13 protein-coding genes are annotated in these 23,921 nt (G+C 70.9%); 5 read left to right on the top strand and 8 right to left on the bottom strand.

The window, feature by feature from the left end; all coding sequences use genetic code 11:
• Position 1: 1 nt before the first annotated feature.
• Positions 2-526, bottom strand: coding sequence for an adenine phosphoribosyltransferase (locus IFU40_RS00975; RefSeq protein ID WP_055832072.1), 525 nt, complete (start codon positions 524-526; stop codon positions 2-4).
• A gap of 337 nt (positions 527-863) precedes the next feature.
• Between IFU40_RS00975 and IFU40_RS00980 the strand changes: the two genes are divergently transcribed.
• The gene (locus IFU40_RS00980) at positions 864-2,543 is read left to right on the top strand and encodes a glycoside hydrolase family 13 protein (protein ID WP_191925071.1); all 1,680 of its coding nucleotides are present in this window, start codon (positions 864-866) and stop codon (positions 2,541-2,543) included.
• Positions 2,544-2,585: 42 nt separating this feature from the next.
• Entirely contained in the window at positions 2,586-3,602 is a 1,017-nt protein-coding gene (locus IFU40_RS00985) for a substrate-binding domain-containing protein (protein ID WP_191925072.1), read from the top strand.
• Positions 3,603-3,867: 265 nt separating this feature from the next.
• Here IFU40_RS00985 and IFU40_RS00990 read toward each other — a convergent pair whose 3' ends face one another.
• Together IFU40_RS00990 and IFU40_RS00995 are read right to left on the bottom strand one after the other, a co-directional pair.
• A complete protein-coding gene (locus tag IFU40_RS00990) occupies positions 3,868-5,061 on the bottom strand; it encodes a DUF4190 domain-containing protein (RefSeq protein ID WP_191916581.1) in 1,194 nt (397 codons plus the stop codon).
• A 131-nt stretch (positions 5,062-5,192) separates the two neighbouring features.
• Entirely contained in the window at positions 5,193-6,386 is a 1,194-nt protein-coding gene (locus tag IFU40_RS00995; protein ID WP_191925073.1) for an NAD(P)/FAD-dependent oxidoreductase, read from the bottom strand.
• 491 nt (positions 6,387-6,877) lie between these two features.
• Between IFU40_RS00995 and IFU40_RS01000 the strand changes: the two genes are divergently transcribed.
• The 3 genes from IFU40_RS01000 to IFU40_RS01010 all read left to right on the top strand — a co-directional run bounded on the left by IFU40_RS01000 (position 6,878) and on the right by IFU40_RS01010 (position 14,220).
• Positions 6,878-8,092 (top strand): amidohydrolase, encoded by a 1,215-nt coding sequence (locus IFU40_RS01000; protein WP_191925074.1) that lies wholly within the window; start codon positions 6,878-6,880, stop codon positions 8,090-8,092.
• A 292-nt stretch (positions 8,093-8,384) separates the two neighbouring features.
• Positions 8,385-9,794 (top strand): hypothetical protein, encoded by a 1,410-nt coding sequence (locus IFU40_RS01005; RefSeq protein WP_191925075.1) that lies wholly within the window; start codon positions 8,385-8,387, stop codon positions 9,792-9,794.
• A gap of 277 nt (positions 9,795-10,071) precedes the next feature.
• Positions 10,072-14,220, top strand: coding sequence for a beta-L-arabinofuranosidase domain-containing protein (locus tag IFU40_RS01010; protein WP_191925076.1), 4,149 nt, complete (start codon positions 10,072-10,074; stop codon positions 14,218-14,220).
• 394 nt (positions 14,221-14,614) lie between these two features.
• Here IFU40_RS01010 and IFU40_RS01015 read toward each other — a convergent pair whose 3' ends face one another.
• The 5 genes from IFU40_RS01015 to IFU40_RS01035 all read right to left on the bottom strand — a co-directional run bounded on the left by IFU40_RS01015 (position 14,615) and on the right by IFU40_RS01035 (position 23,567).
• The gene (locus IFU40_RS01015; protein WP_191925077.1) at positions 14,615-15,994 is read right to left on the bottom strand and encodes a hypothetical protein; all 1,380 of its coding nucleotides are present in this window, start codon (positions 15,992-15,994) and stop codon (positions 14,615-14,617) included.
• Complete coding sequence (locus IFU40_RS01020) at positions 15,975-16,715, bottom strand: TIGR03943 family putative permease subunit (protein ID WP_191925078.1); 741 nt, start codon at positions 16,713-16,715, stop codon at positions 15,975-15,977. Before IFU40_RS01020 ends, IFU40_RS01015 begins: the two co-directional genes overlap by 20 nt.
• Positions 16,708-17,760, bottom strand: coding sequence for a permease (locus IFU40_RS01025; RefSeq protein WP_191925079.1), 1,053 nt, complete (start codon positions 17,758-17,760; stop codon positions 16,708-16,710). The genes IFU40_RS01020 and IFU40_RS01025 overlap by 8 nt, the downstream gene beginning before the upstream one ends.
• Positions 17,761-17,841: 81 nt before the next feature.
• Positions 17,842-20,805, bottom strand: a complete 2,964-nt coding sequence (locus tag IFU40_RS01030; protein WP_191925080.1) for an immunoglobulin-like domain-containing protein — start codon at positions 20,803-20,805, stop codon at positions 17,842-17,844.
• A 53-nt stretch (positions 20,806-20,858) separates the two neighbouring features.
• A complete protein-coding gene (locus IFU40_RS01035; RefSeq protein ID WP_191925081.1) occupies positions 20,859-23,567 on the bottom strand; it encodes a LamG-like jellyroll fold domain-containing protein in 2,709 nt (902 codons plus the stop codon).
• Between the last annotated feature and the right edge of the window lie 354 nt (positions 23,568-23,921).

Genomic DNA, 23,921 nt, shown 5'->3' on the forward strand with positions numbered 1-23,921 from the left:
GTCAGACGTGGAAGACCGCGTGCACGTCGCCGCCGAGCACCTCGCGGCCGCCGAGGCCGTCGATCTCGAGCAGCGTCGCGATGCCGATGACCTCGCTGCCCACCGTCTGCAGCAGCTCCCGGCCGGCGGCGAGCGTTCCGCCGGTGGCGAGCACGTCGTCGAGAAGCAGCACGCGGGCACCCGCGGCATTGTCGTCGTGCATCTCGATGGTCGCCGAGCCGTACTCGAGGTCGTACTCGACCGCGGCGGCCGGTCGGGGGAGCTTCCCGGCCTTGCGGATCGGCATGAGCCCCACGTTCGCGACGATCGCCGCGGCGCCGGCCAGCAAGAAGCCGCGCGCCTCGACCCCCGCGACGGCGTCGAAGCGGCCGGCGAAGGGTTCGATCAACGCCTCGACGACGGTGCGCAGGGCCGCGGCATCCGTCAGCAGCGGCGTGATGTCGCGGAACACGATCCCCGGCTTCGGGTAGTCGGGGATGCTCGTGATGAGCGATTCAGCGCGGGCGAGAGCAGAGGCGTCGGGCACCGCCCCAGCCTAATCGCGGCGCTCCACCCCCGCCCTTCCCCTCGTTGAGTGTCCAGGACACGCCGCGCTCTCCCCACCGCGAGCGGCATGTCTCGGACACTCAACGCCGGGCGCGGGGCGCCGGGCGCTGGGCGCGGCGCCGAGCGCCGCCCGCACGACGCCCACCCCCGGCCCGCATGACGCCCGCCGGCCGCCCCGCGCCGCACCCCCTATTGAGTGTCCAAGACACGCCGCGCACGGGCCCGGGAGTGCGGCGTGTTCCGGACACTCAACGAGCAAGGGGCGCGGGGACACCGTCGAGACACACGACTGCAAGCGCTTGCACTAACGTGGTCGCATGACTTTCACGCAGGAAGACGCGCGCTCCGACCTCGCCTCGGCGCCCGGCGCGGAGTGGTGGCGCACCGCCGTCATCTACCAGATCTACCCGCGCTCGTTCGCGGATGCGTCGGGCGACGGCCTGGGCGACCTGCCCGGCGTCACCGCGCACCTCGACGACCTGCACGACCTGGGGGTGGATGCCATCTGGCTCAGCCCCTTCCAGCGGTCACCGCAGAAGGACGCGGGCTACGACGTCGCCGACTACCGCGACGTCGACCCGATCTTCGGAACCCTCGCCGACTTCGACGCGATGCTCGCGGGTGCGCACGAGCGCGGCATCCGGGTCATCGTCGACCTCGTGCCCAACCACTCCAGCGATCAGCACGTGTGGTTCCAAGAGGCGCTGAAGGCCGCGCCGGGCAGCCCCGAGCGGGCGCGCTACATCTTCCGCGAGGGCAAGGGCGAGAACGGCGACCTGCCGCCGAACAACTGGGAGTCCGTCTTCGGCGGCGGCATGTGGAAGCGCGTGACCGAGGCCGACGGCACGCCGGGCCAGTGGTACCTCCACATCTTCGACGAGTCGCAGCCCGACTTCGACTGGACCAACGATGAGGTGCGCGCGGAGTTCCGCGACATCCTGCGCTTCTGGCTCGACCGCGGCGTCGACGGTTTCCGCGTCGACGTGGCGCACGGTCTCATCAAGGCCGAGGGTCTTCCCGACTTCACGCCCGACCCCGAGGGCGGCTCGATGGGCGGCGACGCCGCCGAGGTTCCGTACTGGGGCCAGCCGGGCGTGCACGACGTGTGGCGCGACTGGCACGAGGTGCTCGCCGAATACGACGGCGACCGCGCCCTCTGTGCCGAGGCGTGGCTGCCGACGGTGAAGCAGACGGCGCTGTGGGTGCGTCCCGACGAGATGCATCAGGCGTTCAACTTCCACTACCTCGAAACGAAGTGGGATGCCGCGGCCCTGCGCGACGTGGTCACGGAGTCGATCGCGGAGTACACCGCCGTCGGCGCCCCGAGCACCTGGGTGCTCTCGAACCACGACGTCGTGCGCCACGCCTCGCGCCTGGCGCTGACGGCCGAGAACCCGCAGGGCGCCGGCATCGGCCCGAAGTCCCCCGGCAAGCCCGACCCGGTGAAGGGCCTGCGCCGCGCCCGCGCCGCCACCTCGCTCATGCTGGCCCTGCCGGGCTCGTCGTACCTCTACCAGGGCGAAGAGCTGGGCCTGCCCGAGGTCATCGACCTGCCCGACGACGCACGTCAGGACCCGACCTGGTTCCGCACGAATGGCGAGCGCTACGGACGCGACGGATGCCGCGTGCCGATCCCGTGGACCGCCGACGCCCCCGCGTACGGCTTCAACACCACCGGCGAGGCCTGGCTGCCGCAGCCCGCCGAGTGGGCCGAGCTCGCGCATGACGTGCAGGTCGACGACCCCTCCTCCACCCTCACGCTCTACCGCGCGCTGCTCGCCGAGCGCCGCGCGCGCGGCCTGGGTGCGGGCGACATCGAGTGGCTCGACGGCTACGGCGACGACGTCGTGGCGCTGCGCAACGGCACGCTCACCGTGATCGCCAACCTCGGTGACTCCCCGGTCGAGCTGCCCGCGGGCGGGGTGCTCATCGCGAGCGGTCCCCTCGACGGCGAGCGCCTGCCCACCGACACGACCGTGTGGATCGCGGCGGCCTGAGCCGCCCGCATCCGCACCGATCCGACGAAACAACGCGAGACCGTGGCCGGAATCGACGACGTCGCCCGCGCGGCGGGGGTGTCGACGGCCACGGTTTCGCGTGCGTTGAGCGGACGCGGCCCCGTCTCGACATCGACCCGCGACCGCGTGCTCGCCGCGGCCGAGCGACTGGGCTACGTCGTGTCGGCCGCGGCGTCGAGCCTCGCCACGGGACGGGCGCGGGCGGTCGGGGTGGTCGTGCCGTTCCTCGACCGCTGGTTCTTCAGCACGGTACTCGCCGGCATCTCCGACGCCCTCGTGCGCGAGGGCTACGACATCACGCTGTACAGCGTGAGCGCCGACCCGACCGAACGTCGCCGCGTGTTCGACGATCACCTGCGCCGCCGGCGCATCGACGCCGTGATCACGATCGCGATCGAGGTGGATGCCGAGGAGTCGGCGTCTCTTCGCGGCCTCGGCGTTCCGATCGTCGCCATCGCCGGGCCCCACCCGCAGCTGACCACCCTGACCGTCGACGACCTCGCGGTCGGGCGCCTGGCCACGACGCACCTGCTCGAGCTCGGGCATCGCCGGCTCGTGCACATCGGCGCGGACGTGACCACCGACGCCGCGTCGTCGGTGCCGGGGCTGCGTCGGCGGGGTTTCGAATCCGCTCTCGCCGACGTGGGCCTGTCGGCACCGCGGGTCGAACCGGCCGACTTCACCATCGAGGGCGGGTCGGCGGCGGCGACACGGGTATTGGCGACGGCGGAGCGACCGACCGCCGTGTTCGCGGCCTCGGACGAGATGGCGATCGGGGCGATCCTCGCGGCGCGCGAGCTCGGCCTGCGCGTGCCCGAGGACGTGTCGGTCATCGGCGTCGACGGTCACGAGCTGGGGCGCTGGTTCAGCCTGACCACGGTCGATCAGTTCGCGCGGGGGCAGGGCGCGCGCGCCGCCGAAGCGGTGCTCGCCGCGCTCGAGGGAGCCGACCCCGCTCCGGGCCGCGGCACGTTGCCGTTCGAACTCGTCGACCGCGGTTCGACGGGGCCACCGTCGTCGGCTCAGTCGGGGCACTGAGCCCCGCGGCCGGTCAGGTCGCCGGGCCCACGCGCCGCCCCGGAGGTACGGGCGGGGGCGGTAGCTTTCTGCGGGGCGTGGCCGCGCACGAGGACCGGAGGGAGGTTCCCGGAGGTCCGCGACACCCGCCGCGCCTGTGCAACGCGCACCTCCTGCAGAACCGGGCGCGCGGGGCTCCGCGGCCCGGAAAACGGCCGCTGTGCCGGAGTCCTGCCGCGCAGGTGGCCCGCGCGGCCTTCTGCCGTGCGGAACCCCCGCCCCGCGATCAGCGCGCGGAACCCGCCAGGCTGCCCGAGACCTCGCCGGCCGGGTCGGACACCAGGCACGACACGGCGCGGTCTCCTTCGGCCCAGGTCTCGCCCACGGGCGCGAAGTAGTCGACGTTGAGGGTCGAGTCGGCGAACGAGAGTCCGATGAAGCTGGCGAACTCCGCGTCGCAGACGGCTTCCGCCTGGGCGGTGATGGCGTCATCTCCAGGGAAGGGTCCGTCGGCGAGCGAGGACGCGGCGAACACCTCGTAGCTGTGCGGCGTCGCGCAGTCGACGAAGCTGTCGTCGCTGACGTACCCGCTCGGCAGGGCGTCGAGGCACTCCCCGACGGCGAGGACGTAGACGTCGTCGGGCGTCGGCTCGCCGGGGGCGATGGTGACTCCGCCGTCTTCCGACGTCGACGGCGGCACGAACGGGTCGGCGGAGGACTGGCTCTCGGCGAAGACGGCGAAGACGATCAGGGCGATCACGCCGAGGGTCGTCAGCACGGTGAGGACGGAGCCGGCGATGATGCCGGTGATGGCGAGGCCACGTCCTTTCTCGCCGGTGCGCTTGATCTGCGCGAGGCCGACGGCTCCGGCGATGATGCCGCCGAGGGGAACGACGAAGCCAAGGACGATCGCCACGATCGAGACGACGTTGGTGCGGTTCGCGTAATCGACGGGCGGCGGGATCGCTCCGGCCGGGTACCCGCCGGCCGTGTATCCGGCCGACGGCGCCGCGGCACCGGGATAGCCCGGGTACCCGGAGGCGGTGGCGAGCGCCGGGTCGGCGGAAGCGGGGTCGGCGGCGGCGGGGTCGCCCGCCACGTCGGACGGGGCGGGCACGGCACCGACGACGAGGCCCTGCTGCGCGAGGCGCACACCGACGGCGTGCGCCGCTTCGCTCACGACGTCACCCGACTTCGCCGCGCCGATCGCCCCGCCCTTGAAGAAGCCGCCGGCGGCGGAGTGCTCGAACGCGGCCGTCGCCCCGCCCTGCTCCGGCGCGAAGTGCACATCGAACCGCACGTGCATGTCCTGCCCGGCGAACGCCCCGGCGACGAGAGTGGTGCCGAGGCTCCCCCGCGACACGTCGAGCGAGCCCGACGCGGTGGGCTGCACGCGGAAGCCCTGCTCACCGAGGGCGGCGGCGACCGCGTCGCGCGCCGCGTCGACGGGAACGGAGAGATGGATCAGGGCAGACGACATAGAGAGCTCCCGGGTGAGTGGCGTCGCGATCAGGCTCACGGCACGCGTTCACATTAGCGACGACCCGCGCCGCGCGGATACGCCGCCGCCGAGCAGACCACGGGCCGAAAGCCCCGTGGCCCGCGCCACCGTCAGCGGATGCGCCCCACGAGGTCGTCGCGCCTGAGGGTGTCGGCGTCGGCGAGCACCGCTCGAGCGGCGTCGCGGGCCTCTTCGACGTTCCACAGCAGAACGCCCACGACACGGCCGTCGTCGAGGTAGTAGACGACGCCCCGTTCGGTGTCGATCCAGTCCTCGACGGTCTCGAGTTCGGCATCCAGGGTTCCGACCGCTTCGTACCGGATGCCGAAGACGGCCGAGTAATAGTAGGGCGTGTGCGTGTAGGACTCGGCGGCGCCCGCGAGGTTGCGACCCGCAGCCGTGCCCTGCGCGTTGGCGTTGTCGACGTGCTCGACACGGCGGCGCCCGAGCAGACGATCGGGGTAGCTGGCCACGTCGCCCGCGGCCCAGATGTCGTCGGCCGACGACCGCAGCTGCGCGTCGACCACGACACCGTCGTCGATCTTGAGCCCCGCGCCTTCGGCGAGGTCGGTCGCGACATCGATGCCCAGGCCGCTCACCACGGCGTCGGCGCGCACCTCGTCGCCGTTCTCGAGCGAGAGCCGCACGCCCGCGGCATCCGCCTCTCCGCCCTCGACCTTGGAGCCGGCGACGATCTCGACCCCCGCGTCGCGGAAGAGCTTCTCGAAGCGCTCCGCCAGCGCGACGGGGAAGACCGCGTCGCCCAGCACGGCCCCGGTGTGGACGAGCACGGTGTCGACGCCGTTCTGCACGAGGGCCGCGGCCAGCTCGGAGCCGATGTACCCGCCGCCGACGACGGCGATGCGCTCGACGTCCTGCGCTAGAGACCGCAGGCGGCGGTAGTCCTCGGCGGTGCGGAACGACAGCACCCGCTCGCCGTTCGAACGATCCTCGACGGGGAGGGGCACCGGCTTTCCGCCGGTCGCGACGAGCAGCTTGCCGTACGCGAAGGTCTCGCCGTCGGCATCCACTTCGTGCGCGTCGGGGCGGATCGCCGTCGCGCGCGTGCGCAGACGGATGTCGGCGCCGGTGTCGTCGGCGGTGCCCAGCGGCACCTTGTCCCACGTGAACTCGTCGTCGGTCCACAGCTTCTTGCTCAGGGCCGGGCGCGTGTACGGCTCGTCGACGTCGTCGCTCAGGATGCCGATCGACCCGTCGCGGTCGATCTCGCGGATGCCGCGGGCGGCGGTGTCGGCGACCATTCCGCCGCCGACGATGAGGTAGTCGAAGTGTGTGGTGGTCATGCGATCAGCCTCGCCGTCGCACCCGGCCGAACCGGACGGCTTGCGGGGCCCCACGGCATCCGGTATCGCCGCCCGCGTGAACCTATGTCGAGTGTCCAAGACGCGCCGCATCCGTCCCCGCACACGCGGCGTGTCCTGGACACTCAGCAGGGGGGGGTAGCGCCGCGTCCCCCGGCGATCACGCTGCGTCGAGTGTCCATGACAAGCCGCATCGGCGCCCACACACACGGCGTGTCCCGGACACTCAACAGGGGGGAAGCGCCGCATCCCCCGGCGATCACGCTGCGTCGAGTGTCCAAGACACGCCGCACCCGTCCCCGCACACGCGGCGTGTCTTGGACACTCGACGGTCGGGGGGGGGGGGGGCACCGGACCTGTGCCCGGCGCGGGGCACGGGGCACGGGGCACGGCGGGCGCGGGGCAGGCGGGGCCGGGCCACAGGCCGTGCGGGAGCCCCACACGGGCGGGCGGGCGCGAACTAGGCTCGATCCATGAGCGTCGACCTCGAAAGCCTGTACACCGACCTGCACGCGCACCCCGAGCTGTCGTTCCAAGAGACGCGCACCGCCGGCGTCATCGCGCGCCACCTCGCCGACCTCGGCCTCGAGGTCGAAGAGGGCGTGGGGCGCACGGGCGTGGTCACGACGATCCGCAACGGCGACGGCCCCGTCGTGTGGCTCCGCGCCGACATGGACGGCCTGCCCGTCGAGGAGCAGACGGGCCTCGCCTACGCCAGCACCGCGCGCGGCACCGACCCGGCCGGCAACGCCGTTCCCGTCATGCACGCGTGCGGGCACGATATGCACGTCACCGCGCTCATCGGCGCCCTCGAACGCCTCGTCGCCACGACCGACGAGTGGTCGGGCACCGTCGTCGCCGTGTTCCAGCCGGCCGAGGAGTACGGTGCCGGCTCGCAGGCGATGATCGCCGACGGCGTGCTCGAGCGGTACCCGAAGCCCGACATCGTGCTCGGTCAGCACGTCACCCCCCTGCCCGCCGGCGTCATCGGCGTGCGTCCGGGCACGCAGATGGCGGCCTCGGACGGTCTCACCGTGGTGCTGCACGGGCGCGGCGGCCACGGCTCGCGCCCGCACTCCACGATCGACCCCGTCGTCATGGCTGCGGCCACCGTCATGCGCCTGCAGACCGTCGTCTCGCGCGAGGTCGACCCGCGCGACGTCGCCGTCGTCACCGTCGGCTCGATCCACGCGGGGCTGAAGAACAACATCATCCCGGCCGAGGCGAAGCTCGAACTCAGCCTGCGCTACCCCGACGACGCCGCCCGCGCGCGCGTGATGAGCAAGGTCGAGCGCATCATCCGCGCCGAGGCCGAGGCATCCGGAGCCGAGCAGACCCCCACCATCTCGACCGACCACACCCTTCCCCCCACGATCAACGATCCGGATGCCACGGCCCGGCTCACCGGAGCATTCCACCGCGCGTTCGGCGGGGCCGGCGTCGTCGACCCGGGCATGTTCACCGGCAGCGAGGACGTGTCGTGGTTCGCGCGCGAATCGGACGCTCCGCTGGTGTTCTGGTTCTGGGGCGGCGTCGACCCGCAGGCCTTCGCCGACGCCCTGGCCGGCGGCACCATCGAGCGCGACATCCCGACGAACCACTCGCCGTACTTCGCCCCCGTCATGCAGCCGACCATCGACCGGGGCGTCGAGAACCTGGTCGTGGCGGCGCGGGAGTTCCTGGGCTGAGCCGCCGCGCACATCGGGGCGACAGGACAGCCCCCTCTGGCCGCCGGTGGCGCGCGTCACCGGCGCCCGTCCGGAGCGAGGGCGCCTGTCCTTCGTATAGGCGGTGAACGGCATCGTCCCGGTCGCGCTGTGGGCCGACACGCCCTCGGAATCGAAGAGCGTCTGCACGGCCGCGACGACGGCGGGTATCGCCGCGCGGCCGATGAGCTTCCCCCGGTGAGCCGCTTCCCCTGGTGTTCTCGTTTTGTGAGCGATAACATCGTGCCCGACCCAGCCCGCCGATGGAGGCGACATGCGAAGACTGCTGCACGGATCCGCGATCGCGGGATCGCTCCTCGTCCTGGCGGGCCTGCTCGCCTCGCCTCCGGCCGTGGCAGACGCGTCGATGCCTCCCGCGGGGTTCGACGTCATCGCTCGTGATGTCCTGCCGCACACGGCACGCGTGACGATCGCGCTGGTCGCTCCCCCGGGTACGCACCCGAACTTCTCTCGCGACGACGCCGTGGCCTCGGCGAACGCGTCCGCCGAGTTCCTCGAACGCGAGACGGACGGCAAGCTCACGGTCGAGATCGAGCAGGTCACCGAGTGGATGCCGGCCCCGAACGACGCCCCGTGCTCGTGGGAGAGCGTCTGGCAGGACTTCGCCGCACAGCAGCTGGGGTGGGAGCGCGGCAACGGCCGTCACCTGACCGTGATGGTGCCCTCGGGCGATCCGTGCCCGGGATGGGCCAACGGGGAGCAGGGCTGGTCGGTGGATGCCGGTGGGCGCACGTTCCAGCCCGGCCCCGACGCATCGACCCTGGCGCACGAGTGGGGCCACAACATGTCTCAAGCCCACGCCTTCTCGACGGCGTGTGGGAGCAGCTGGGACTTCCGCGCCGAGAACGGTCGGACCCCCGAAGAGTGCGACCGTCAGGAGTACGGCAACCGACTCGACAACATGGGCGGCAGCTGGACCCTCACGCCGTTCTCGAGCCCCTCGCTGGATCGCCTCGGCATGCTGCCGACGCAGCTGGTCCCGCGTTGCGATACCACCGCGGTCGCTACCGTCGCCTCGGCCGCGGCCGGGGCGCGTGAGCGCGGCGCCATCTCCTGGGAGAGCTCCGCAGAGCCCGGCGTGCGTTACTGGGTCGATTACCGCGACGGCGACGCCAGCGCCAAATACGCCTCCCTCCACGTCAGCGAATGGGCATTCACACCCGGCTCGTCCGGGCTGCAGATCCTGCGCACCGATCCGGAGACCCCGTTCGGGGCCACCGTGCTCGAGCGTCCCGGCGACGCGAGCGACTGGGCGCAGCTCGTCAGAGCGGACGAGGCCGTGACCCTCACCGACGGCACGCGGGTCTCGTGGTCGCCCGTGGCGTCGGGAACCGACCGCGCCCGCGTGACCGTCGAGCGCAGGTGCGCGCCGGTCACGACGCCGGCCCTCGAGGCCGACGCGGTCGCCTCGACGCGGAAGATCGCCGGGTCGGCGTACGTGACCGTCACCGTCACGAACAGATCCGCCGTCGCCGTCGACATGGAGATCGGCACGCCGTTCGGGAAGAGGACCTTCACCTCGGTCGCCCCGGGCAAGAAGGTGGCGGCCACCATGAACACGCGTCAGCCGACCGCACCGGCGGGCGACGCGACCGTGACGCTGTCGACTCGCGCAGGCGACACGTCGTCGACGCGAACCCTCACCGCCGCGTACGCCTCGTGATAGCCGGATAACGACAGATTCTTTCCCGGGGCGCCGGACGGACGATTCATCACCGGGCGGCGGCATGGACCTCCATCGTGTTCACGTAAACACGAGACCCGTGATCCACAGTTGACTTTCGGAAGCCGAGAATGGGCTGGCCATCCGTTGTTGTTAGCACTAACATGATGACCGTCGGCCACCTACGAGCACCCCTCGACGAACGCGTCTTCACGCGAGTCCGACAATCCTGAGATCGCACCACCGTACTTCTGCAGAGCTGCAGAAAGGAACTACGATGTCCCGAATCCGAAAGACGGTGGCGCTCGGCGCGACCGCGTTGATGTTCGCCAGTGGATTGGCGGTGATCGCCCCCACAGCCGCCACAGCAGCAACCACGTTCGAGTCCGCCAAGGTCCTCGACCTCCACTTCGACGACTCCCTCGCCGACGCGGGTCCCAACCAGATCCCCACCTCGATGCTGCGCGGTCAAGCCGCCTACGTCGACGGCATCCACGACCGTGCACTGAGCCTGCGCGGCACCGACGCGGTCAGCCTCGGCACCAGCGCCGCCCTGCAGCCCGAGAACCTGACCCTCTCGTTCTGGTTCAAGCCCGACGGGTCGATGGGCACCGGTGAGCAGGTGTTCACCTGGAACAAGAGCGTCTACAACTCGGCGGGCTGGTACCTCACCGCCGAGAACGCCAACACCCCTCTCGCTCTGTCGATCGGCCCCGGTGGCGGTCAGCCCTACAAGGTCGCGGTGAACGGACCGCGCGACACGTTCTTCCCCGCCGGGCAGTGGACGCACGTCGCGGTCACCTACGACCAGGCCACCAAGGCAGTCACCTTCTACCGCAACGGCGAGCAGCAGGTCTCGTCGGTCGCGTCCGCGACGGGCGGCGCCGCCACCGGTGCGCTGACGTCGGAGAGCACCACGACCAAGTCGATCGGCTTCAACGGCCCGCAGTACAACGGCGCCTACGTCCGTGGCGCGCTCGACGACTACGCCCTCTACAACAGCGTCGCGTCGGCGTCGGATGTCGTCGCCCTGACGAAGGCGAACAACCCGGCCTTCGACCCGGCCGACGTCGCCGGACGCGCGCTCGAGCAGCTCTCGGTGCCCGGGAGCGCCTCGGCCAGCTTCGGGCTGACGACCTCCTCCTCGAACGGCACCGCCTTCACCTGGACCTCGTCCACCCCCAGCGTGATCGCCCTCAACGGCGGCCAGGCGACCGTGACGCGTCCGAAGGACGCCAACGCCACGGTCACTCTCACCGCCACGGCGACCTACGCCGGCAGCGCCCCGCGCACCAAGACCTTCTCGGTCGAGGTCGCGAAGGAGGGCGTGTCGACCTCGATCTACGTCGACGACACCGACCTGAACGAAGTGCTGCTGCTGGACCCGTACCTGCAGAACAGCAACGCCAAGATGGTCGACTGGCTGCTGACGCTCGACCCCCAGCGCTTCCTCTACTCCTTCGACCAGCTCGCGGGCATCCCCACGACCGTGGAGCCGTACGGCGGATGGGAGCGCACCACCGGGGCACGATTCCAGGGTCACTTCTTCGGGCACTACATGTCGGCGCTGTCGCAGGCGTACTCGACCGAGACCGACGCCGGCCGGAAAGCCCAGCTGCTGACCAAGCTCACCACCGCCGTCGACGGCCTCGCCGCCGCGCAGGCGGCCTACGGCCAGAAGGACCCGTCGAACGCCGGCTACGTCGCACCCTTCCCGGTGTCGTACCTGCCGCACGGTGCCGACGGTCTCATCGTGCCGTTCTACAACCTGCACAAGGTGCTGGCCGGCCTCATCGACGCCCACCAGTACGCGCCGAAGGAGGTCGCCGACAAGGCCCTCTCGGTCGCGAGCGGCTTCGGTTCGTGGCTGAACGTGTGGGGTTCGCGCCAGGCCAACCCGAGCGCGCTGCTCAGCACCGAGTACGGCGGCATGAACGAGGCACTGTACGAGCTGTACAGCCTCACCGAGAACGACCAGCACAAGAAGGCCGCCGAGCTCTTCGACGAGGTCTCGCTGTTCCGTCAGCTCGCCGCCAACCAGGACGTCCTGGCCGGAAAGCACGCCAACACGACGATCCCCAAGCTCGTCGGCGCCCTCAAGCGCTACACGGTGTTCACCGACAACCCCACCCTGTATGCGCGTCTGACGGCGACAGAGAAGTCCGACCTCGACATGTACCGTCAGGCAGCCGAGAACTTCTGGCAGATGGTCGTCAACGACCACTCCTACATCGGTGGTGGCAACAGCTACTCGGAGCACTTCCAGCAGCCGGGCACTCTGCACGAGTTCGCCACCAACGGCATCACGACCGGCTACGGCGAGCAGTCCACGGTCGAAGGATGCAACGAGTACAACATGCTCAAGCTCACGCACGAACTGTTCCGCGTGAACCCCGACGTGAAGTACGCCGACTGGTACGAGAACACCTACATCAATACGATCCTGGCGTCGCAGAACCCCGAGACCGGAATGATGACGTACTTCCAGCCGCAGACGGCCGGATACGCCAAGGTGTTCGGTCGGAAGGAAGACGAGTTCTGGTGCGACCACGGAACGGCGACCGAGAGCTTCACCAAGCTCGGTGACTCGATCTACTTCCGAAAGGGGGAGTCGGTCTACGTCAACATGTTCCGCTCGACGGAGTTCTCGTCGGAGCCGCAGAACCTGAAACTGACTCAGACGGCCGACATTCCCAACTCCGACACGGCCACCTTCACCGTCGAGGCTCTCGACGGAGGCACGCTCGCCGAGGGCACCACCGTGCGCCTGCGGGTGCCGTCGTGGTCGCCGAACCCCACCCTCACGGTGAACGGTCAGACGCGCGACGTCGCGGCCGCCACCGACAAGGGGTACGTGGTCGTGCCGGTCTCGGCCGGTGACCAGCTCTCGTACAAGCTGCCCGCCAAGGTGCAGGTCGAGGCTGGTACCGAAGACCCCAACTGGGTCGCGTTCCGTTACGGCCCGGTCGTGCTGTCGGCCGAGCTCAACCGCACCAACGTCGAGGCGACCACGCAGGCGGGCATCCTCGTGCGCATGGGCACCGCCGACAAGTCCGTCACCAACAGCGTCCGCGTCGGCGACGTCGAGGCCTTCAAGAACGACATCGAGAAGAACCTCGTCCGCCGCGACAACGGCACGGACAACAACGGTCGCACCGTGATGAAGTTCCAGCTGCAGAACGTCGACGCCGCCTCCGCCGGGCTGACCTTCGAGCCGTACTACAGCATGTACAACGCTCGTTACGCGCTGTACATGAACCTCATCCAGCCGGATTCCGCCGCGGCGCAGGCGCTCATCAAGAGCGAGAAAGAGAAGCTCCGCATCGACGAGATGACCACGGACTCCCTCACCTCGTTCGACAACAACAACAGCGAGGCCGGAAAGAACTACAAGTTCAACCGCTCGTCGGTCGGTGCGCACCTCGGACAGCAGTACCGCGACGGCGAACGGTCGGCCGAGGCGTTCTTCCAGTACGACATGGCCGTCGATCCGTCCGCGCCGAAGAACTACCTCGGCGTCCGGTACTTCGGTGGGGACAACGGTCGCACGTTCGACGTCTACATCAACGACGTCAAGCTGAAGACCGAGCGCATCACCAACGCCAACGGGGCCAACTCGTTCTACATCCAGTACGACGAGATCCCTGCCTCCGCGCTGGCGGACATCGCTGCCAAGGACCGTTACAAGCGCGATCAGGCCGGCGCCTATGTGCTCGATGAGAAGGGGAACAAGATCCCCATCATCACCGTGCGATTCCAGGGCACCGGCACCACCAGCAACGTCGGCGGTGTGTTCGGGGTCTACACGACCACGACCACGACGTACGCCACCGACGCCGACCTGAACGCGCTCTCCTTCGACGGTGGCACCATCAGCCCGAAGCTGACCGACGGAACCTACGATTACACCGTCACGGTTCCGCGCGACGCGACGACGGCGACGTTCGACGCCGATCCGGCCACCCCCAGCGGCCTGGTCTACCTCGGTGACATCCTCATCGACGACACGCAGAAGCGCACGGTCAGCCTGGCCGCGGACGGCGCGCCGACGACGGTGACGGTGCGCTCGCTGGCGCAGGATCACACGACGGCGAAGACGTACCGCGTGCAGATCGTGCGGGCCGCCGCCGCCCCCGTGATCACGACCGAGCTCTCGGCCGCGACGCGGTGCATCGCGGGCAAGGTGACCCTCACCGCCACGATGAAGAACACCAGCGCCGTGCCGGTGTCGATCGAGCTGACCACCGCGTTCGGCAAGAAGAGCATCGCGAGCATCGCGCCGGGCAAGAGCGTCAGCCAGGCGTTCACGACCCGTCAGGCACAGATCGCCGCGGGAGAGGTCACGATCACCGCTGCCGGTCAGGTCGACGGCACGTCGGCGACCGCGACGCAGAAGGCGGGGTACAGCGCTCGTAGCTGCGGCTGAATCGTCACCGGGCGACTGATGCGTTGATGCGCAGGCGCCCGAAGACCCCACCGGGAACGCCCCGGGGCACCTTCACAGGTCGCCCCGGGGCGTTTCAGCGGAAACCCCCGTCACTGTCCTGCCACGCCAGGCATCCTCGCTCAGGGTTACCGCGCTCCCGGACGTGTCCGTCTCGCGCACGACAGCGCCGTCAGCGGAGACGGGTGAGCACCATCGGCACCCGAGTCCTGCGCGGTCGCACGACGGCCCCCGACACTGCTCGACCGAGCCCCGGCATCCCGGCTCAGTCCGCCGGCGCTCCCGGCATCCCGGGCTCAGCGCGGGCGCGCTGCAGGCATCCCGGCGTAGCGCGACCGTGCGCGCGGCGCCGCAGCACCCCGCGCGGGTACGAGCCTCAGGCGCACCAGTCCGGTCGCGTCCCGGAGACCTCGGCGAGCGCGGCGCCCGAGGACACGTCGATCACGGTGGAGGTGCGGCCCCGCCACTCCGCGCGGGTGGGGTAGTCGTCGATCTCGTCGCCGGTTCGAACCACGCCGACCGCCGCGAACCGCCCGCTCGGCGAGACGCAGACCTCTTCGATCCGGCTGCCGGCGCCGGCCTCGAAGACCTCGGCCGGCGGTTCCGAGGCGGTCCGACGCACGACCTCGTCGGCCGTCCACTGCACCGACGAGGAGTCGGAGAGGAACACCGTGCCCGTCGACACCTCACCGACGGCGGCACCGACGATGTCGCTCAGCGTGCCGTTCGTCAGGTCCAGCACGGCGGGACCCGTGTCACCGTCGACCACGAGCGACGTCGAGGCCGGGAGTACTGCTCGCAGCGCTCCGACCTCACCGAGCAGACGCGGGGGCGCTGAGCCCGTGGCATCCAGAAGGATGAGGGAGCCCGTGGGAGCCTGCGCGACGAGGTAGGAGCTGCCGGGGACGAAGAACCACGCGTCGGCTTGCAGAGGGAGGCCGTCGATGTCGAGCACGACGCGCGCCCCGGCGTCGGGATCGGCGGGGTCGACGAGGAACAGGGCGCTGGTGTACGGCTGAGCGTCCGCTCCCGTACCGGTGAAGACGAAGCCCGCGCGACCCGCATCGGCCGAGGCCCGCAACAATCCGACGGTGCCGTCGCCGGGAAGGGGCAAGGACACCGGATCCACCCCCTGGCCGGCGCGGGTCAGGGTGGCGCGCCCGTCTTCGTCCAGCACCGCGGCGACCACGCCCGCGCCGTCGTCGGCGTACTCCTGGATGCGCGGCGCCGAGAAGAGCACCTCATCGGAGCCGGATGACAGGTCGTGGCGCACGATCCGATCGTCGGCACCGCCCGTGCGGTCGAAACTTCCGCCGCGTTCGAGGGTGGTGACGCTCAGCGGCGGCGTCACGAAGTCGAAAGCGGCCTCCGCAGTCGCCCCCGTCGCCCGCCCGCGCAGGGCCGGGATGCTCACCTGGTAGTCGCGCGCGTGGTCGACGGTGCCGGTGAAGCGCAGGCGCATCGTCGATCCGGTCACCTCGACCTCGAAGGGCGCCGCCGGTTCGATTCGCACCCCCTCCCCCGAGCGGGGGTCGAGGGGCTGATCGGCGCGGAACACCAGGGTGACGCCGGCCTGCTGCACCGCGAGCGACGGATCGCCGTCGACGCCGCGGATGCGCGGCCCGCGCTCGAGCGCCGCCGCGGCGAGGGTCGTGCTGACCGCGGCCAGGCAGACGACGACGGCGATGCCGGCGACGGCCCAGCGGCGCGACGAGCGCGGGCGGGCGGCATCCGCTTCAGGAGAGGTACGGATCATCGGGTTCCTCCACGGCATCGACGGTCTCCGGGCTCAGGTGGGTCTCCCCGTGATCGTCGGCGAAAGTGCCGGTCAGGTGCACCCAGTCGCCCGATCGCAGATCGGTCGGCAGATCCGCGGAGACGACGGGCACGGCGAACAACTGCGCGTCGACCGTGCAGCACGTGACGGCGTAGCGTCCGACACGGACGGCGCCGGCGGCGTCGATCAGCAGGAACCCGGTCACGTCGGCCTGCTGCCCGACGAGATCGTCGGCGGTGGCGCCGCTGCCGAGGATGCTCGCCCAGTCACGGACCGAAAACCGGGTCGGGTCACTGCCGACGAGCGACGGGCGGGGCACATCACCGCCGCCGTCGACGGCGCTCGCGCTCGACAGCGCGCGCTCGGCGCTCAGCGTCGTCGGGGGTGCGACCAGCAGCGCCCCCGCAGAGACGACGACGAGCACGCCCGTCACGGCGGTCGACAGCATCCGGTACGACCGGCGCCGGACGGGCTGGTCGTGGTCGTGGTCATGGTCGTGCGCCGCCTCGCGCCCCGTGGCGGTGACCCAGACCGCCGCCGCGAACAGTCCCGCCCCCACGATGCTCAGCAGCACGGTGAACACGACGTAACGGGGGTGGATGTACAGCGTGAGATCGCCCGCGGCCGCGAGCGCGAGGGTGGCGACGAGGCCGATGCCGCACAGGGCGAGACCCGCCCATCGGGAGAGGAGCTCAGACAAGGAGGTTCACCACCAGACCGAGGGTGAGGGCGCCGAGCGCCACGACGAGGGTGATTCCGGCGAGCGTGCGCAGACGGAACGTCGTGGAGAGCATCACGAGCATCTTCACGTCGATCATCGGGCCGAGCACGAGGAACGCCACCAGCGCCCCCGGCGAGAACGACGACGCGAGCGACAGTGCGAAGAACGCGTCGACGTTGGAGCAGATCGCGATCACGAACGCCAACACCATCAGGGCCAGGATGCCGAGCACGGGATGCCCGCCGATCCCCGTCAACGTGTCGCGCGACACCGCCACCTGGATGATGCCCGCGACGGCCGCTCCGAGGAAGAGCGCCGGCAGCATGGCCGAGACCTCGTCGCGGAACATCACCGCCGCGCGCCGAAGGGTCGCCGGCTCCCGCGACGACGACGCCGCCGACGCGCACGCGGCCGCCCACTGCGGGGTGAGCAGCCGCTGCGGCTCGGGGTGCAGGCTGACGAGCCAGCCCACGAGGTTGGCGAGCACGAAGCCGCCCACCAGCCGGGATACCAGGATGCCGTCGTTCCACCCGAACGCCTGGTACGTCGTGACGAGGGTCACCGGGTTCAGGATGGGTGCGGCAAGCAGGAACGTCACCGAGTCGGCGACCGAGAACCCGCGCATCATCAGCCCGCGGGCCAGGGGGACGTTGCCGCACTCGCACACCGGGAGGACGACCCCCAGCAGCGACAGAACGGCGCGTCGGAGGATGCCCGTGCGCGGGATGACGGCATCCAGCACCCGCGAGGGGACCCACAGCTGCACCGCGATCGAGATCGAGATGCCGAGGAAGACGAACGGCAAGGACTCGATGACGACGCTGGCGGCGAGAGTGACGCCGTCGGAGAGGGCGCTGGGGAGGGAGCCGTCGGCATCGATCGTCAGCCACCGGACGACGACCGCGGCCGCGATCAGGGCCGCTGCGACGAGGAGCACTCGGCGCGCGCCGCCGCCGAGAGCCGGTGGGGCAGGCGCCCCTCGGGCGTGCGGGGGCGCTGCGGAAGAACTGCGTGGAGTGGGCATGGGGTCGATCGTCCTATCGGGGGATGCGTGCGGCGCTCACGCCGGGATCGGCGGTGACCGCGCGCCCGCCACCGCGGCGCGTCAGGAGCACCGGTGCGCCTCGATGGGCACCGTCGTCTCGCTCGACTGCCCGGCGTCGTCGACGCGGAGGGACATCGACCCCGCCGGGATCGCCGCCGCGCGCGTCGAGAACGCCGCCGTCGCGGTGCCGCCCGCGGCGAGCGCCGGGAAGGTCTTCGTCCCGTACGCGCTGGACGCCACCACCGACACGGGAGCGGATCCCGTGTTCGTCACTTTGAGCATCACGGTCACCTTGCCGGCCACGCAGCGAGACGAGACGGAGCTCTCCACGCGCGGTGCCGCAGCGCCGGCGATGCGAACGTCCACCGGTGCGGACGCGGAGGCCGAGAGTACGTCGAAGCCCTGGTACGCGGCGGTGAGGCGCACATCTCCCGCCGCCTCGGGGATGACGGCCTCGGCGACGAACGCCCCGTCGCGCGACATCACGCGCGCGTCGACCGTCCGGTCGCCGAAAGCGAACCGCACCGTCCCGGCGACGGCGCCGCCGTCGGTCGCGGCCACGGCGGCCTCCACCCTGGCGCCCGGCTCGAGCACGGCACCGCCCGTGACGCCGACCAGGGATGTCGTGGTCGCCGTCCGCGTGGCGGCCACACCCTTGGCCGACTCCCACTGGTTGAGGGTGACGGGCATGACACTGCCGTGACGCGACTTCGGCAGTGCGCCGGCCACGGTGCGCCACGCCGGCGCCGCCAGCGACTCGGTGAACAGCGGCAGATACCCCTGCCCCGTGAAGTCGTCAACGAAGAGATAGAAGCCCTCGTCCACGCCGGCCGGGAGCGAGGTGTCGCCCGCGTTCGCGCGGAAGATCGTCGGACCCTCGGTGGTGCGGCCGGTTGCGCGGGCGGTCTTGGAGACGCACGTCGCGTCGGTCGTCCACGCGTAGTCGCCGGGGACCGACAGGGCGTGGAGCGACGAGGCGGACTCCTGCACGACGTCGTTGCAGCCGGTGATCTCCTTGGTGAACCGGTAGAAGGTGCCGTCGTCCTCGATCATCGTGGAGTCGATCCGGTCGCCGGCGTCCTGCCAGATCTCGGCGTCCGAGAACGTGACGAAGTCCCGTGTGGTGGCGTACATGACCTTCGAGTAGGTGTAGTCGGGGGTGCCGACCTTGTCGTAGGGGCGCGTGGCATCCAGGAACACCCGCGACGACCAATACACGACGTACTCGCCGGCATCCTCGTCGTAGAAGGCCTCGGGCGCCCACGTCATCGAGGCGAACGGCCCCGACACGGGTACGTGCCGCTGCGCCGACCAGTTCTTCAGGTCGGTCGACTCCCAGATCTCCAGGTGCCGGCTGCCGTCGTCCAGCGACGACTCCCATGACGTGCCCCCGCCGATCGACAGATCGGTGGCGATGAGGAAGAACCGGTCGCCCTCGGCGGAGCGGATGACGAACGGGTCGCGGAGCCCGCGCGTGCCCTGCGTCGACGAGAGGATCGGCGTGCCGTTGTTCAGGACGTCCCACGTCATCGCGCTGTTGCCCTGCGATGCGGCGAGCGAGATCTTCTCCCCCTCCGGGGTGTCGGCGGTGAAGTAGGCGAACATGTAGCGACTGTCGACGGCGGCGCGCGGGGACGGCTCGACGGTGACGGCGAAGCTGCGCGTGACGGCGGCGGCCCCCGTTCCGACCGTCGCGGTCAGAGTGACGGGCGCGGGTTCCGCGCCCCACGCGGGCCGCGTCACGACGCCGGGGTCGGCGGCGCCGACCCCGCGGTCGGAGATCACGGCGGGGGCCGACGACGTCCACGCCACCGGCGCTCCCCGCTCGCCCCGGGTGGGCAGCGTCACGTTGCCGCGGACGACGGCGGGCACCCCGAGCGCGTCGCGGTCTGCCGTGACGTCGGCGGCGGTCAACGCCGGCACCACCACCGTGAACGTCCGCGGCGCCGTCGCCCCGACTCCACGGGCCTCGGCCATCGCGCTCAACGTCACCGTGGCCGCGGGCTCCCCCGCTGCCGGGCGCGTCACCGCGCCGTCGGCGGAGACGACCGCGGGGTCCGACGACGACCAGGAGATCTCCCGGATGCCGAACAACCCGAGGTCGAGGTCGCCGGTCACCGCCGAGGTGTCGCCCAGATCGACGGCGGCCGCCGTGGTGTCGGCGACGGCGCGGAGCGCCGCCTGGTGGGTGGTGGCGTCGCTCTCGGACAGCGAGACGACCTCACCGCTCGACAACGCGCGGTCGTAGACGTGGAACGCGCCGACCGTCCCCGCGAACAGCGCGTCGGGCCACGGCGCGCGCCCGATCGTGTTGAGGGTCTGCGAAATGTCGGCGGGGGTGAGCGTCGTCGTGATGACCCCCGACAGCTGACCGTCGGTATAGAAGGTGAGGGTGTCGGCGTCGGCGTCGATGACGGCGGTGAGGCTGTGCCACCGGTTCGCCTTCACCGGGTAGGCGGTGGCGTTCTTCTCGCCGGCGGCGGAACCCGTCGTGATGCCGGACCGCGGCGCGCGCACGTTCGCGAACCAGTACTGCTGGGTCGCGTCGTTGCCGATGTTCCACAGGAAGTGGTTCGAGGTGAGCATTGCGGCATCGGCCTTGACGTCGATCGACACCGTGGCCGAGGTGGCGGTCTTCAGCAGGTCGTCGGGCAACTCGACCCAGTTGCCCGTGGAGGTCTTGGCGCCCCCGGTGAACTGCAGGGTCCCCGCCTCCGCCCGCTGCGACGCGGTGTAGTTGCGCACCGTCGCATCGAGCGGGTCGCCCGCGGCGTCGGAGCCGTCGGCCGTGTTGCGGGCCACGTCGCCGGAGGTCTCGTCGAACGTGTAGCGCGCGACGAGACCGTCGTCGCTCACGCCGGAGGGCGCCGCGGTCGCCGCCCCCGCACCGAGGACTCCGCTGACGGCGACCGCCGCGCACACCGCGACGGCGAGCGCTCGTCGCGTCGCGGAGGCGACGCCGGCGGTGCGTCTCTCATCGGTCGATCGACGCGAACCGTGGCGAGAAGGGGTGTGAGAGAGCATGGTGTCCTGATCGTCGGTCGACGTCGATGGGCGGTGCGGGGCGGGGCCGCGGGTCAGCGGCAGGTGGTCGCCGCGAACGGCGCCGTCACCGACGAGGTGGTGCCGCCCGCGCTGGCGGCGACGGTGACCTCCCCCGCGGCCAGCGGACTCGTCCGTGCCGTGAAGGTCACGATCGTGCTCTTGCCGGCGCCGAGCGAGGCGATCGCCTTCGAGCCGTGCGCCGAGTCCACCTGCAGCGCGACCGGTGCCGCGCCGCCATTCGCGATGCGCGTGACGACGATCGCCTTGCCCGCGGCGCACCGCGTCTCGGCCGTGGCCGTCACGGTCAGCGCGGGAGCCGTGACGACGACGTCCGCGGTGACCGTCAGCGCGGTCGAGCTGAACAGACGGCGGTCGGCGGCGTTGTACGCGGTCGACCCGTTCGCCCCCACCCACTGGTTCAGGTTGGCCCCGACGGTGCGGACCGTCCCGGTCACCGGGTACGAGCCGGGCCGCGACGCGTCGACCCCGGAGAGGTTCCACGTCACGGGCTGCGACGCGGTGCCGCGACCGTAGGCGAGCGTCACCTGCGCCTCACGCGGTAGCGCCGCCGTGATGGCCGCACCGGTGGCGCCCTGCGTGACGGTGGCGTCGCCGAGATCCGAGGCGACGACGGCCGCGGCATCCGCCTTGCGGATCCCGTCGTACCGGCCGAAGGTCAGCGGGACGATTCCGCCGTGCTTGGTGCTCGGCGCCATCGAGAAGGTGTCGGACACGAGCGGTGTCCACCCGGCATCGAGGTTCGTCGTCTCCAGCGGGCGGTAGCCGGTGGAGGGGATGACGTCGACGTAGAGATACCACGCGTCTTCGCCGTGGCGCTGGAAGACCGCGGGACCCTCGACGCCCCCCGCGTTCCCGCCGGAGTAGTTCGCGCCGGTCCGCTCCTGCACGGTCGTCCATGCCGTCGACTGCTTCCACCAGTCGGCCGCCGTGGTCGACTCCATGTAGATGCCCCGACCGAAGGCGTTGTCCTTCGTGACGCGGTAGGTCTTGCCGTCGTTCTGGATGACGGTCGTGTCGATGGCGTCGCCGCCGGTGTCGATCATCGTTCCGCCGTAGCGGTACGTCTGCTGCGTGAAGTCGGTGGTCGCACCCCACAGGACACGCGAGTACGACGACCCGGTGTGGGCGGCGTTGGAGTAGACGGTCGATGACCAGTAGAGGACGAAGGCGCCGCTGCCGTCGGCGTTGTACCCGTCGACCCACGTCGCCTCGGGAGCCCAGGCCATGCCGAGCTCAGCGACGTCGGTGCCGGCGGGCGACTGGGCGACGTCGAACTGGCGCAGGTCTCCCCAGGTGACGAGGTCCTTCGACTCCCAGACGTTCAGCTTCGTAGACCCCTGCGAGCTCCAGTAGCACCAGTCGGTGCAGCCGGCCGCGCCACGGTCGCCGCCGAACACGCGCAGGTCGGTGGCGATGATGTAGTACGTCTGGGTCTCGGGGTTGTAGGTCAGGTACGGGTCGCGCACGCCGGTGGTGCCCAGCTGGGAGGCGAGGATCGGCTCGCCGCCGTTCAGCGGGTCCCAGGCCTCGGGGTCGTCGCCCCGTGAAACGTCGAGGAAGATCTTCTCGGCGTAGCCGTTGGCATCCTCGATGAAGTGCACCATGGCGTATCCGAACGCGTCGTCGGCGGTACGGGCGGGCTGGATCGTCGCGGTCACGGCACGCGAGGCGGCCACCCCGCGGACCGCGGCGGTCGCCGTCAGCGTGGTCGTCCGCGCGGCAGAGCCGGCAGCGGGCAGGGTCGTCGTCAGGGTCTTCCCGTCGGCGGCGACCGTGGAACCGGACTCGGTTGCCGCCCAGCTCACGCGGCCCCCGTAGGTCGGGAGGGTCGTCGTGCTCTCGTCGACGGATACCGGAGCCACGGCATCCACCACGGCCTGCGCGGCCTGACGGTGGGCGTCGGCGTGGATCGTGGCATCCACCGCCGAGACCCGCGTGACCTCCTCGGCCGAGAGCGCCCGGTCGTACACGCGGAACGTCGACACCTCGCCCTTGTACATCGGGTCGGGGTACGGCGCGCGGCCGATCGCGTTGAGGGTCTGATCGGTGATGTCGGCCGGCGAGAGGATGGTGGGGGTGGATGCCACCTGCACGCCGTCGACGAAGAAGGTGACGCGCCCCGCTGCGCCATCGATGACCGAGGTGAGGCTGTACCAGCGGTCGGCTGACAGGGCGGCGCCGGAGCGGGCGTTGACCTCGCCGCCGCCGCCGTTCGTGGTGATGACGGTGCGGGGATTGTCGCGGACCGATGCGAAGTACGACCGCGTCGGGGAGTCGCTGCCGATGTTCCAGAGGAAGTGGAAGTTGTTCTTCATCGAGGCGTCGAGCTTGGTCTCGATGGTCACCGTCGCCGAACGCGCGCCGGCGAGGACGTCGTTCGGCAACCGGACCCAGCTGGCGGTCGGGCCGGTCTTGGCGCCGCCGGTGAAGACGAGCGACGATCCGCTCCACAGCGCGTCGGTGCCGTTCACGACGGTCGCAGCGCCCAGAGCGGTCGGCGCGCCGTTGGGCACGCTCGATCCGGACGTCTCGTCGAAGACGTACTCCGCGCGCAGACCCGCCGAGGGGATCCCGGTCTCCGCCGTGGCCGGTGCCGCAGCCAGGGGAACGAGGCCGGTGGCGAGGAGGGCGACGCCGGTGGCGAGGCTGAGGATCGCGCTCCTCCGGCGTCGGGTCGACGGTCGCGCGGACGCGGTGGGGGCGGTCGAGTGTACGGTCATCACTCCAGCTCCTTTGCCAGGATGATCGGTGCCCCTGAGGAGCAGGAACTCCCCGGATGTTACCGCTCACTTCACGCCGGGGCAAGACCACCCCCGCCCAGCCCGGCGTACGCGCTACGACCGCAGCCGACGCCGCCGCCGAGCCCACGCGCAGGCATCCACGGCGGCGGGTAGGCGAGGCGAACTCTTCGACTCGAACAGGAATAGTGATGGTCAGATGGCATCCGTACGGTTATTGTGAGCGATAACACAGCACCTTGTGGTCAGTCACTTAATGGAGAGTGGTTATGCACCTGCCCTTCGCGGCCCGTTCGACGACGCCCCCCGCCCCCCTCGAAACCCCGCCCACCCGCG

Origin of the sequence: Microbacterium sp. CFBP 13617 (assembly GCF_014839445.1) — a bacterium.
Taxonomy (GTDB): Bacteria; Actinomycetota; Actinomycetes; order Actinomycetales; family Microbacteriaceae; genus Microbacterium.

Bases quoted from the DNA above. Each gene is read 5' to 3' on its own strand.
- IFU40_RS01000 (WP_191925074.1), top strand. From the start codon at position 6,878: ATGAGCGTCGACCTCGAAAGCCTGTACACCGACCTGCACGCGCACCCC.
- IFU40_RS01030 (WP_191925080.1), bottom strand. From the start codon at position 20,805: ATGCTCTCTCACACCCCTTCTCGCCACGGTTCGCGTCGATCGACCGAT.
- IFU40_RS00990 (WP_191916581.1), bottom strand. From the start codon at position 5,061: ATGTCGTCTGCCCTGATCCATCTCTCCGTTCCCGTCGACGCGGCGCGC.
- IFU40_RS01015 (WP_191925077.1), bottom strand. From the start codon at position 15,994: ATGATCCGTACCTCTCCTGAAGCGGATGCCGCCCGCCCGCGCTCGTCG.
- IFU40_RS01010 (WP_191925076.1), top strand. From the start codon at position 10,072: ATGTCCCGAATCCGAAAGACGGTGGCGCTCGGCGCGACCGCGTTGATG.
- IFU40_RS01025 (WP_191925079.1), bottom strand. From the start codon at position 17,760: ATGCCCACTCCACGCAGTTCTTCCGCAGCGCCCCCGCACGCCCGAGGG.
- IFU40_RS01035 (WP_191925081.1), bottom strand. From the start codon at position 23,567: ATGACCGTACACTCGACCGCCCCCACCGCGTCCGCGCGACCGTCGACC.
- IFU40_RS00980 (WP_191925071.1), top strand. From the start codon at position 864: ATGACTTTCACGCAGGAAGACGCGCGCTCCGACCTCGCCTCGGCGCCC.
- IFU40_RS01005 (WP_191925075.1), top strand. From the start codon at position 8,385: ATGCGAAGACTGCTGCACGGATCCGCGATCGCGGGATCGCTCCTCGTC.
- IFU40_RS00995 (WP_191925073.1), bottom strand. From the start codon at position 6,386: ATGACCACCACACACTTCGACTACCTCATCGTCGGCGGCGGAATGGTC.